Genomic DNA, 10,916 nt, shown 5'->3' on the forward strand with positions numbered 1-10,916 from the left:
CCAATGAATGGGATAGATGTAATATCTCTTGTAGATTCCAAGGGAATTGTTTATAATAGTAACAGTGTATCTTCTTCTATTCGAGAGGTTTTTTCATGAAGCGGTTTCCGCTCTTTATTCTGATGATCGCGACGCTGTTTCTCGTGGCTGCCACGGGGGCGGCGTATCTGTTCGTCGGACGGCAGAGTACGGCACTTGCACGCCGCCCTCTGCAGGAGATTGTGGCATATACGACGCTGCCGACGGAGGCTGCCGCGGCACTGTCGGAGGCGTACGAGAAGGAGTATAATATCCGTGTCAGTTTCGTTCCTCTATCCACAGAGCAGATACAGAAGCGACTGGAGGAGCAGGCAGCGAGCGGCGTGAGTACGCCGGCAGCGCTTGTCCTCGCAGATCGCGAGGTGCTCGACCGCGCGGCGGCGGCAGGGTATCTTGTGCCCTATCAGTCCGAGAGGAGCGATCAGGTCGCCGATCAATTTCGTCAGCCCGATGGGTATTGGACGGGTGTGTGGTATGATCCGATCGTCTTTGCAATAAATCAAGACTATCTACGCACGCATCTCGATCTTCCTGACTCGTGGCAATTGTTGGCGCAGCAGAAGGATATACGCATCGGTACGACGGATTTTATGGCGGCTGATGCCTCGTCGAATCTTCTTTACAGCATGATTGCTGAGTACGGTGAACAACGTACCTTCGCTATTTGGCGCAGGATTCAGCCGCAGATCATGCAGTATTCCCGCTATCTGCATACGCCCGTACGGCAGGCGGGGATGGGGGAGGTCGATGTCTCGGTTGCTGTTCTCAGTGAGACGCTCCGCTATATTCACGATGACTATCCCATCCGTGTGCTTTATCCGACGGACGGGACGGCGGCGGTGATTTACGGTAGAGGGGTTGCATTCCGCGCGAGCGAGCACGATGTGCAGGCGGCAGAGGATTTTGCCGACTGGCTGCTGACGGATGAGGCGCAGTTGGCACTGGCACGGCAGCATATCTATTTTTTGACGACCAACCCCGTGACGCTGTCCTATCGGATGTTTGCGGGAAAGAATATCAATATTTTTAAGAGTAAGCCGTATTATAGCCCGGCGGAGAAGAAGATACTTCTCGATCGCTGGGTCAAAGAGGTGCGGTTCTATGAAGAGTAGTTGTGGGGGAATGTAACCAGTGAAAGCAGGTTTTATCAGCCTTGGCTGTGCAAAGAATCTGGTCGATACAGAAGTCATGCTCGGCATTATGCGTGAGCATGGCATCGATATTACCAATGATCCGTCAGAGGCAGATATCCTGATTGTCAATACGTGTGCCTTTATTCAGTCGGCAAAAGAGGAGTCGATCACGACGGTGCTCGGGATGGCGGACTACAAGGAGACGGGGCGCTGCCGCAGTCTCATCGTAGCGGGCTGTCTTGGACAGCGGTATGGGCAGCAGCTTCTCGATGAGATCCCGGAGGCGGATGCCATCATCGGGACGGGGGCGTGGAGCCGTATCATGGAGGTGATCGAGGCGACGCTCAAGGGGCGTCGCCTGCTCATCGCGGGGAAGGATGATACGATCTACGATGCCAAGACACCGCGCCTGCGGACGACACCGAACTATACGGCGTATGTCAAGATTGCGGAGGGGTGCGATCATCGCTGTGCGTTCTGTGCGATTCCGCTCATACGCGGGAGCTTCCGCAGCCGTCCAATGGAGGATATCGTAGCGGAGGGACGTGAGCTCGCCGCTGCCGGTGTTCGCGAGCTGGTTCTCATCGCGCAGGACAGCGCAAACTATGGGCTGGATTGCTATCAAAAGCCGATGCTGCCGACGCTTCTGCGCGAGCTTGCAAAGATCGACGGAATTGCGTGGATTCGTGTGCTATACAGCTATCCAAAGTATTTTACCGATGAGCTGATCGAGGTCTTTGCCACTGAGCCAAAGGTGGTCAAGTATGTCGATCTGCCTCTGCAGCATGCGCATGATGCCGTGCTGCGTTCGATGAATCGTCCCGATACACGGGCGGGGATGGAGGAGCTGATCGCAAAGCTGCGGGCACGCATCCCGGGAGTCGCGATTCGCTCGACATTCATCGTTGGCTTCCCTGGGGAGACCGACGCCCAGTATCAGACACTGCGTCGCTTTGTGGAGAAGCAGCGATTCGATAAGGTGGGAATCTTTACCTACTCCGAGGAGGAGGACACTGCCGCGGCGGCAATGGGGAAGAAAGTTTCCGAAGAGGTGATGCAGGAGCGTTACCATGACCTCATGAGTCTCCAGAGTAAGATCTCCGAGGAGATTAATATCGGGCTGGAGCATCAGGAGTTGGATGTTCTCATCGAGGGACATGACGCAGAGCAGTCGGGGATTGCCGTAGGGCGTTCCTACCGCGAGGCACCTGAGGTGGATGGCCAGATCTATATCGAAGGCGATGCAGAGGGTGCACCGGGCGAGATTGTCCGCGTGCGTCTCCTTCAGGGCTTTACATACGATATTGTCGGAGAGAGGGTGCAGTGATGCCGGAGAGAGAACGTCTGCCGGATAGGGTTGGGCAAATGCTCTGTGCAAAAGGCTATACGATCTCCTGTGCGGAGTCTTGTACGGGCGGGCTGCTCACGAGTACGCTCACAGACGTGCCCGGCAGTTCTGCGTACGTCATGGGGAGTGTCGTATCATACTCAAACGACGTGAAGTCCCGTATCCTGCACGTGGCGGAGGAAACGCTTGTCGCGCACGGTGCTGTCTCTCCGGAGACGGCGCGGGCAATGGCAGAGGGGGTACGCGACCTCATGCAGACAGATGTCGGCGTCGGCATCACGGGGATCGCCGGTCCCGGCGGCGGTTCTCCCGAAAAGCCGGTCGGACTGGTCTACATTGCTGTATCTGCTCTGGGAAAAACTTCGGTGGAAAAAAATGTATTTTCTGGCGTACGCGCCGAGATTAAGCGTGCCGCCGTCAATAAAGCTCTTGCCATGGTGCAGGAGATGATTAGGGAGATGGATAAATGAAACGCTATCAGAAACTCGTCGCTGCTCTTTCGCTCTCAGCGCTGCTCTGCGGCAGTTCCTATGCTGCAGCGGCTGATGTGCCAGCGGGGACAGAATCAGCGACACCGGCGGCCATACAGACGATTGCCCCCGATGCGCTGACATACTCCTATGAGAGCAAGACATACGGCTACCGCATCATGTGCCCGCAGAAACCCGTCGGAGTGATTCCAGCGTCAGCACTCTATGACGACCGCGAGGGCGAGATTCTCATTTTTGACAATGAGGAGTACAATATCAAGTATGCGTGGGCGGTTTTTGTCAATGCATTCTCTGATACGTCCGTACCGAATCTCAACACGATCAATCCAGAGGATGCGGTGAACCTGCTGGAACGTATTCAGCACAGCAATGGATACGAGGGGATCATGCTGATCAATCTCTCGGATACCAACAAGGCGATCTTTGCCATGACGGCAAAGGAAGTCGATATTGACGAGGATGGCGATGGCGTCGTCGATGCGACGGCGAAGGCGGACAATCAGACGGCAGTGATGTTCTTCCGTGGGGCAAACGGACAGCGGTATGGGCTCGAGCTCATTGATAATCCGACGCTCCGTGCGAAGTCCGTAGCAACGTTTATGGCGGGCGCGCGTACCATGCAGTAAGTGACGTGGCCGAGAGAGAAAGAAGGAGAACAGACTCATGAAGATGTCATCCAAAAACACAATGCTGACGGCGGCAGTACTTGTCGCACTGACCTCCGGTACAACGTATGCGGCGACCCCCGGGACGGTGGACTCGCAGGATCTCTTCCATGCAAATCGACTGGTGACGGATCGTGCCAATGCACCGGCGGTAGAGGAACGTGCTGATGCTGACCACTATGAGGCATCGATCTCCAGGCAGCAGAAGGATGCTGCTGTTCGTCCGCTCGGCACGGCACCTGCCAAGAATACACCGCAGGTGACACGCCTCCGCTGGGAGACGGTGGATGAGGGGATCGCAGAGCGCAATAAGGAGCAGCCTTCGTTCACACTCGCTGCGCAGAAGGCGCAGCCCGTTATCATTACAGCAGCAGATGTCAAACGTGAGCAGAAGCTCGCCGCGAAGGAAGGCCGCCCACCGCAGGAGCTTGTCGGTGATGTAAATCTGAAGCGCGGCCCGATGCCCGTTGCAGTGCGTCAGGAATCATCACCCGCGCCGCAGCAAGCACCGATGCAGACACCTCCTCCCCAGGAGCGTGTCGTTCCGATGCCGCCGCCCGCCGCTCCAGCCGCTGTGCAGGCACAGCTTCCGCCTCAGCCAGCAGATGCTGAAGGCAGACCCGAGCGTCCCCGGTATCAGCAGCTGCCGCGTGAGTTCGCGCTGAATGCACCCGCTACCTCACCCGCCGTACCACAGCAGCCGCAGGAGTTTTCCACTGTGGGAGAGACGGAGTCGCATCTTGCACCGCCGATCACGGAGGACATGTCCCCCGCGCCCGAGTACACGGTACGTCCTGACGGCGTTCCCGCATTCTCGTCAGCAGCGCCTGTGTCGCCTGCCGCAGAGAGTCTGGATGGAATCTCGGATGAGGTGCGCCGGCATATCCTTGCGGGACAGCTCGCGATGCAGGTACAGCTGAAGCGCGATGCGAGCATCACGGGGGTGCAGGCCCTGACGCGTGCGCTGCGTGAGAGCACGAAACTCACGCGAATGCAGAAGGTGGACTTCCTCATTGGCTTTGGCCGAGCCCTGCATCAGAGCGGTCTGCCGCGTCAGCAGGAGTCGTTGCTCATCAAGACGATTGCAGAGGCATTCTAATACGCTTATTCTATGGGATATTCGGTGGGGGAGCTAGATGAAACAGTTTCATATTGCGGTGATTGCAGGAGACGGGATCGGCCCTGAGGTCATTGCTGAGGGGAAAAAGGTATTTTCGGGAATTGCACAGATGGACGGGACGTTCTCTGTCACATTTGAGGACTTTCCATGGGGATGTGAGTACTACCTGAAGTCCGGCGAGATGATGCCGGAAAACGGGCTCGATCTCCTGCGCGGTTACGATGCAATCTATCTGGGGGCTGTGGGCTATCCAGGTGTACCGGACCATGTGTCTCTCGGTGATCTCCTGCTTTGCATCCGCCGTGGTTTTGATGAATACATCAATTTACGTCCTGTACGCCTCCTGCACGGTGCTCCCTGCCCGCTCGCGGATATTTCTCCACGTGATATCGATATGATCGTGGTGCGCGAGAACAGTGAAGGGGAGTACGCGAATGTTGGTGCACGGCTCTATCCCGGGACACCGCGTGAGACGGCACTCCAGACGGGGGTATTCTCACGGCACGGATGTGAGCGCGTCATCCGTTATGCCTACGAGCTGGCGCGACGTGAGAAGCGCACGCTTACCTCGATTTCCAAGGGGAATGCACTGCGATACTCGATGGTGTTCTGGGATGAGATCTTTGCCGAGATTGGGAAGGAGTATCCCGATGTTGAGACACATAGCTTGCTTGTCGATGCGGCAAGCATGTTCTTCGTCAAAGATCCGAAGCGGTTCGGCGTTGTGGTGACGAGCAATCTCTTTGGCGATATTCTCACCGATCTCGGTGCGGCGATTGCGGGCGGGATGGGGCTCGCAGCCGGGGCGAATCTCAACCCTGAGCGACGCTATCCGTCGATGTTCGAGCCGATTCACGGGAGTGCTCCTGATATTGCAGGGCAGGGGATCGCGAATCCATTAGCCTCGATCTGGTCAGTTGCACAGATGCTCGACTTTCTTGGTGAAACAGAGTGGTCAGAGCGCGTGCTCCGTGCCATCGAGACGCTGCTCGTGGAGAAAAAGACGCTGACGCCGGATCTTGGCGGAACGGCACGTACATCAGACATTGGACATGCAGTACTCGATGTTCTGGCACGCTGAATCATACAGAATATGCGGGGGGTTCAAGCGCCCTCCGCTCTATTTATATGGATGGAGTGTATAGTCATGGCACAGCAAATACGAAAAGCGGTTATTCCGGCAGCAGGATATGGAACACGATTCCTTCCTGCGACGAAAGCGACACCGAAGGAGATGCTGCCCATTGTCGATAAGCCGACCATCCAGTATATTGTGGAGGAAGCCCTTGCAAGCGGTATCGAGGATATTCTGATTATCAGCGGTCATGGGAAACGCGCCATCGAGGATCATTTTGACTCCGCGCCGACACTCGAGCACGAGCTCATGCGCAAGGGGCGGCAGGACCTTCTCAACGTCCTGCGTGAGACGACGGATGTCAATGTTCACTATGTCCGTCAGAAGTATATGCGCGGTCTGGGAGATGCGATTCTGTGCGCCCGCACCTTCGTCGGCGATGAGCCGTTCGCTGTCCTCCTCGGCGATGATGTCGTTTACCATCCGCAGCGTCCTGCGCTGCGTCAGCTGATCGATGTCTATGAGGAGACGGGGGGCTCTGTTCTCGGCTGTCAGATTGTCGCTGATGCACAGGTTTCCTCCTATGGTATCGTTGCAGGAGCGATGCAGAATGAGCGCCTGATGCAGGTCTCCGATATGATCGAAAAACCTGCACTTACTGAGGCACCAAGCCGTATGGCTGTGCTCGGTCGATACATCATCCGCCCCGAGATTTTCTCTATCTTGCAGAATACAGAGCCCGGCAAAGGGGGAGAGATTCAGCTGACGGATGCACTCAAGGTACTCGCCCAGCGGGACACGGTCTATGCCTATAATTTTGAGGGACGTCGCTATGACCTTGGAGATAAGCTCGGGTTCTTGGAGGCGACGGTGGAGTTTGCTCTGCGTCGCAGTGATCTTGGCGACTCGTTCCGTGCGTATCTCAAACAGTTAGCGGAAACACTGTGAGGCGGTTGGATTGCAGAAGGAACATCAGGCAAATCTGGCTCTCGCGCTCAGTGTTTTCGGTGCTGTTGGGACGGCAGGACAGGGGAGCAGTCTTCTCCTATCAACGATTCATCATGGATTTATCGCGGCGACGATCGGCGGACTAGCAGACTGGTTCGCCATCAAGGCGATTTTCGGCCGACCGCTCGGCATCTCGCACCGTACTGATATTCTGCGTCGGAATCGTGGGCGGATTATGGAGTCCATCGTTGCGTTCTCCTCGGAGGATCTCCTCAGCAAGAAGAATATTATGGCAGTCATTGAGCGCGAGAATATGGGGGCAATGCTCGCAGACTATTTGCTGCATCGCGGTGGGGAGGAACGCCTGACGGACACTGCCATCGATGTCCTCCGCTATGTGGCAGCGGATCTTGACAGTACGCGCATTTCACATGAACTGACGCCATACGTGAAACAGGCACTCTATCAGCTGCCGCTTGAAGATCACGCAGGAGACTTGATGGCGCTCTTTACGGAGCAGCATCATACAGAGCGGATTTTTCAGGTACTTGTCCGCGTCGGTATCCAGCTAGTGCAGACTCAGCTCTTTCAAGAGATCCTCCATGACAATATAGCCTCTATTCGTGAGAAATATGAGGGCGATGGGATGATCCGTGCCCTCGTTCTCTCATTCGTAGACGATACGATGATTGCATCGTGGATCACAGAACGGCTGCAGGAGATTCTGTCGGCGGCATTGGAGATGGAGAATCCGCGTCACCGCGAAGGCGTGCAGGCACTCTCTTCGGTCTTTGCATCGCTCAGCGATCATGATGATTTTCGCACGACGATGCGTCGAGCGAAGGAGCATCTGATTGAGGACATTGACATGGAGTCCATTTTGTCGGATTTCATCGAGAGCCGAATGAAGGGGAATCATCCGTTTTGGATTCCCTATGTGCGAGAGCTCCTGCATCAGAAAATCGAAGCATACGCCCATTCTATCCCGTGGCAAAGTCGTGTTGACCGATGGATGAAATCGCTCGCGGCGGGAGAGGTCGAGAAACACCATGAAATGATTGCCCGCTTTGTGCGTGAGTACCTGAATCAAAAGTCGGACGATGAACTCGTTTCATTTGTGGAAGGGAAGGTGCGCACCGATCTTCAGATGATCCGCATCAACGGTGCTGTGGTTGGCGCAGCCGTTGGTATGGCACTTTCCCTCATCGTCTGCATGACGGAAAGGATGTGGGGGCTTTAATGCGTACGTGGAATAAAGCAGAGGCCGCACTGCTGCTCTCGGCAGTCCTCTTTCTGTGTGCCCTTTTCCTTCATATCAGATTTGCGGATTTTCTCTGGGTGCGTGCGTTGCTCGCAGTAAGCGAAGCGGCACTGGTCGGTGGAGTTGCGGACTGGTTTGCAGTAACTGCGATCTTTCGGAAGCCGCTCGGATTTCCCTATCATACAGCGCTGTTGCCGCGTCGCCGTGACAGCTTTGTTCAAGCGATTGTCACGATGGTTCAGAAGGAGTTCTTCTCCAAGCGCAAGATTTTCCACCACATGGAGCAGATGCACCTCTTTCCAATGATAGAAAACTATCTGCGCCGTCCGACAACGGAGGAACAGCTGACCGGAATGATCCTGCACTTTATTCGTGCATCCTTTCTGCGTCGGAGGAATTCGCAGATCGTTTCCTATCTCTCGTCGCGCCTGAGGGATTTACTCCTGAAGGAGGATCCTGCCGTGCTGATGCAACGACTCGACGAGCTCCTGCGCGAGAAGGGATGGGATAAAAAAGCCCTGACAAGTATCTCGCGGATACTTGTCAGGGAGGCGGCGACGGAGGAGACGTATGCCTCCATAAGGAATGCACTGGAGCAGCTGGAGCGGGAAAAGATCGGCGACGGATTTCTATCGCGTATTCTCACCGCGACGAATACCATCAATCTGGATGAGGGGGCAGAACTGATTCAGCAGCACACATGTCATGTCATCGAAGAGCTCGGACGGGATAACTCGCCGCTGCAAAATCATGCGGCAAATCTGATCCATGATGCGCTCTCTGACCTCGAACGGGATGAGGAACTCACCACACTCGTGCGTGAGCTGCAAAAGCGATTGGCAGAGACGCTGCCAATCGCTGCGTCGATTGAGCGCATTCTGAGTGGCCTGCGGACACATGTGCAGGCTGATCTGCAGCGTGATGTGGATCCGATGGAGGAGCACATGCCGGCCTTTTATCAGCAGCTGCGCAGCATACTTCATGCAGAATATCAGCGGATGCTGACGCTCCTCACAGAGCACAGTGATCTGCAGCAAATCATGACACGCCTGATGTATGATCTCATCGCACGGTCGGCTCTCCATGCACAGGCATTGGTCGGTATCGTTGTCTCCGATGCACTTATGCGTCTCACGGATGAGGAGCTAAATCGTCTTGTCTATGACAAGGTAGAGCAGGACTTTCTCTGGATCCGTGTCAATGGCTCGCTCGTCGGTGGCTGCATCGGTCTGCTTCTCTTCCTCGGAGCACAGATGTTTAGATAAAATACATCAGTGTCTCGCTGTTCTCCTCGCGTTTCCACGCAGTAAGGAGATCCTCAAGTGTTACGGCATTGAGTGTATCGTGAATGTTTTGGTCGAGTACGCCGAAGAGGTCGCGTGCGAGAACGAGGTCTAGTTTTTCCATCTTCTCACAGGAACTGCCTGTCTTTTCAATCAGTGCGATCTCAATGGCAGAGAGAATGTCATAGGCAGTGATGTCGTGTGGGGGGCGAGCAAGCTGGTAGCCGCCCTGTGAACCCTTGATCGAGTTGACGAGTTTGCTCCGCTTAAGCAGTGCAAAGACTTGTTCGAGGTAGATCTTAGAGATGCCGAGATGCTCTGAGATACTGATGATGGTGACGGGGGAGGAGGTGTCGTAGCTGCGTGCCAAAAAGACCATGGATGCGATGCCATAGCGCCCCTTCGCTGAGATTTTCATATCGATGCTTCCTTCTAAAAACATATTTTTTATAGCTATATAATATGTTAATATGCAGCGAATGTCAAATAAAAATCCCCTCATCCAAATGGAAGAGGGGATTTTCGTATGCGTATCTTAGCGCTTCGAGAACTGGGAAGCCTTACGTGCTTTCTTGAGACCGTACTTGCGACGTTCCTTCTCACGCGGGTCACGCGTGACGAAGCCTGCCTTCTTGAGTGCAGGGCGCAGCTCTGCATCCATCTCAATCAGTGCGCGTGTGATGCCGTGACGGATCGCACCTGCCTGACCGGATGCACCACCGCCGGCTACGTTAGCGATGACATCATATTTATCGACGGTTTCCGTCAGGTTTAGCGGTTGGCGAACAATCAGCTCAAGCGTCTTGAGGCCGAAATACTCTGCCATCTCGCGGCCATTGATGGTAACCTTGCCGTCGCCGGGAACGAGGCGAACACGGGCAACCGAGGTCTTGCGGCGACCCGTTCCGTAGTAAGTGACTTGTGCCATTGAACAGATTCCTCCTTATACAAAACTCAGCGAATATCAAACTTCAGCGGTTCGGGCTTCTGTGCTGCATGGGGATGCTCCGGACCGGCGTAGACGTTGAGCTTGCGGAAAATCTGTGCGCCGAGACTGTTCTTCGGAAGCATGCCCTTGACCGCGTGTTCAATGACACGGACAGGGAAGCGATCGAGCATCTGGCCGGCCGTTGTGAAGGTCGTGCCGCCCTGATAGCCGGAGTGACGGAAGTAGGTCTTGTCCGTCAGCTTCTTTCCCGTGAACTTTACCTTCTCAGCATTGATGACGATGACGTAGTCGCCGGTATCAACATGCGGCGTGTAGATGGGCTTGTTCTTGCCGCGCAGGACCTTTGCGATCTCCGTTGCAAGACGGCCGACCGTCTGGTTCTCTGCATCTACGACATACCACTTGCGCTCAATATCGGCTGCTTTTGCCATAACCGTGGTTTTCACGTAATTCCCCCCTAGAGAGTAAGAGTTTTCAATATTGGTTGATGCGATATACACTCACGCTTCCGGGGCTAATGGATACATGGAAAATATCACACGTCGCTATTCTAAAAAATTTTTACGCGAATGTCAAGAAATTTTCTCCATAGCACGCTTTACGG

12 protein-coding genes are annotated in these 10,916 nt (G+C 55.0%); 9 read left to right on the forward strand and 3 right to left on the reverse strand.

What is annotated here, in order from left to right:
- Nucleotides 1-95: 95 nt before the first annotated feature.
- The 9 genes from HMPREF9166_RS00205 (at nucleotide 96) to HMPREF9166_RS00245 (ending at nucleotide 9,345) form a co-directional block, all read left to right on the forward strand.
- On the forward strand, nucleotides 96-1,151 hold the full coding sequence (locus tag HMPREF9166_RS00205) for an ABC transporter substrate-binding protein (protein ID WP_009442009.1): 1,056 nt from the start codon (nucleotides 96-98) through the stop codon (nucleotides 1,149-1,151).
- A 19-nt stretch (nucleotides 1,152-1,170) separates the two neighbouring features.
- Nucleotides 1,171-2,499 (forward strand): 30S ribosomal protein S12 methylthiotransferase RimO, encoded by a 1,329-nt coding sequence (rimO, locus tag HMPREF9166_RS00210; protein ID WP_009442010.1) that lies wholly within the window; start codon nucleotides 1,171-1,173, stop codon nucleotides 2,497-2,499.
- A complete protein-coding gene (locus HMPREF9166_RS00215; protein WP_009442011.1) occupies nucleotides 2,499-2,990 on the forward strand; it encodes a CinA family protein in 492 nt (163 codons plus the stop codon). The genes rimO and HMPREF9166_RS00215 overlap by 1 nt, the downstream gene beginning before the upstream one ends.
- Nucleotides 2,987-3,637 (forward strand): hypothetical protein, encoded by a 651-nt coding sequence (locus tag HMPREF9166_RS00220; protein WP_009442012.1) that lies wholly within the window; start codon nucleotides 2,987-2,989, stop codon nucleotides 3,635-3,637. The genes HMPREF9166_RS00215 and HMPREF9166_RS00220 overlap by 4 nt, the downstream gene beginning before the upstream one ends.
- 37 nt (nucleotides 3,638-3,674) lie before the next feature.
- On the forward strand, nucleotides 3,675-4,775 hold the full coding sequence (locus HMPREF9166_RS00225; protein ID WP_009442013.1) for a hypothetical protein: 1,101 nt from the start codon (nucleotides 3,675-3,677) through the stop codon (nucleotides 4,773-4,775).
- 37 nt (nucleotides 4,776-4,812) lie between these two features.
- On the forward strand, nucleotides 4,813-5,877 hold the full coding sequence (locus HMPREF9166_RS00230; RefSeq protein ID WP_009442014.1) for a tartrate dehydrogenase: 1,065 nt from the start codon (nucleotides 4,813-4,815) through the stop codon (nucleotides 5,875-5,877).
- Between the two features lie 66 nt (nucleotides 5,878-5,943).
- Nucleotides 5,944-6,819 carry a UTP--glucose-1-phosphate uridylyltransferase GalU gene (galU, locus tag HMPREF9166_RS00235; protein WP_039980714.1) on the forward strand — a complete coding sequence of 292 codons (876 nt, stop codon included), beginning with the start codon at nucleotides 5,944-5,946 and terminating at the stop codon, nucleotides 6,817-6,819.
- A 10-nt stretch (nucleotides 6,820-6,829) separates the two neighbouring features.
- Nucleotides 6,830-8,059, forward strand: a complete 1,230-nt coding sequence (locus tag HMPREF9166_RS00240; RefSeq protein WP_009442016.1) for a DUF445 domain-containing protein — start codon at nucleotides 6,830-6,832, stop codon at nucleotides 8,057-8,059.
- Nucleotides 8,059-9,345, forward strand: coding sequence for a DUF445 domain-containing protein (locus tag HMPREF9166_RS00245; protein ID WP_009442017.1), 1,287 nt, complete (start codon nucleotides 8,059-8,061; stop codon nucleotides 9,343-9,345). Before HMPREF9166_RS00240 ends, HMPREF9166_RS00245 begins: the two co-directional genes overlap by 1 nt.
- Here HMPREF9166_RS00245 and HMPREF9166_RS00250 read toward each other — a convergent pair.
- From HMPREF9166_RS00250 to rplM, 3 genes are all read right to left on the reverse strand, one after another.
- The gene (locus HMPREF9166_RS00250) at nucleotides 9,338-9,781 is read right to left on the reverse strand and encodes an Rrf2 family transcriptional regulator (RefSeq protein WP_039980717.1); all 444 of its coding nucleotides are present in this window, start codon (nucleotides 9,779-9,781) and stop codon (nucleotides 9,338-9,340) included. The genes HMPREF9166_RS00245 and HMPREF9166_RS00250 overlap by 8 nt on opposite strands.
- 117 nt (nucleotides 9,782-9,898) lie before the next feature.
- Nucleotides 9,899-10,291: a 30S ribosomal protein S9 gene (rpsI, locus tag HMPREF9166_RS00255; RefSeq protein WP_006689594.1), complete on the reverse strand. Its 393-nt coding sequence runs from the start codon at nucleotides 10,289-10,291 to the stop codon at nucleotides 9,899-9,901.
- A gap of 26 nt (nucleotides 10,292-10,317) precedes the next feature.
- Complete coding sequence (rplM, locus tag HMPREF9166_RS00260; protein WP_009442019.1) at nucleotides 10,318-10,743, reverse strand: 50S ribosomal protein L13; 426 nt, start codon at nucleotides 10,741-10,743, stop codon at nucleotides 10,318-10,320.
- Nucleotides 10,744-10,916 lie beyond the last annotated feature (173 nt).

The sequence above is a fragment of the Selenomonas sp. oral taxon 149 str. 67H29BP genome, assembly GCF_000146365.1.
Taxonomy (GTDB): Bacteria; Bacillota; Negativicutes; order Selenomonadales; family Selenomonadaceae; genus Centipeda; species Centipeda felix.

Excerpts from the sequence above, each read along its gene's own strand:
- HMPREF9166_RS00205 (WP_009442009.1), top strand. The coding sequence starts at position 96 with ATGAAGCGGTTTCCGCTCTTTATTCTGATGATCGCGACGCTGTTTCTC.
- HMPREF9166_RS00215 (WP_009442011.1), top strand. The coding sequence starts at position 2,499 with ATGCCGGAGAGAGAACGTCTGCCGGATAGGGTTGGGCAAATGCTCTGT.
- HMPREF9166_RS00220 (WP_009442012.1), top strand. The coding sequence starts at position 2,987 with ATGAAACGCTATCAGAAACTCGTCGCTGCTCTTTCGCTCTCAGCGCTG.
- HMPREF9166_RS00225 (WP_009442013.1), top strand. The coding sequence starts at position 3,675 with ATGAAGATGTCATCCAAAAACACAATGCTGACGGCGGCAGTACTTGTC.
- HMPREF9166_RS00230 (WP_009442014.1), top strand. The coding sequence starts at position 4,813 with ATGAAACAGTTTCATATTGCGGTGATTGCAGGAGACGGGATCGGCCCT.
- galU (WP_039980714.1), top strand. The coding sequence starts at position 5,944 with ATGGCACAGCAAATACGAAAAGCGGTTATTCCGGCAGCAGGATATGGA.
- HMPREF9166_RS00245 (WP_009442017.1), top strand. The coding sequence starts at position 8,059 with ATGCGTACGTGGAATAAAGCAGAGGCCGCACTGCTGCTCTCGGCAGTC.
- HMPREF9166_RS00250 (WP_039980717.1), bottom strand. The coding sequence starts at position 9,781 with ATGAAAATCTCAGCGAAGGGGCGCTATGGCATCGCATCCATGGTCTTT.
- rpsI (WP_006689594.1), bottom strand. The coding sequence starts at position 10,291 with ATGGCACAAGTCACTTACTACGGAACGGGTCGCCGCAAGACCTCGGTT.
- rplM (WP_009442019.1), bottom strand. The coding sequence starts at position 10,743 with ATGGCAAAAGCAGCCGATATTGAGCGCAAGTGGTATGTCGTAGATGCA.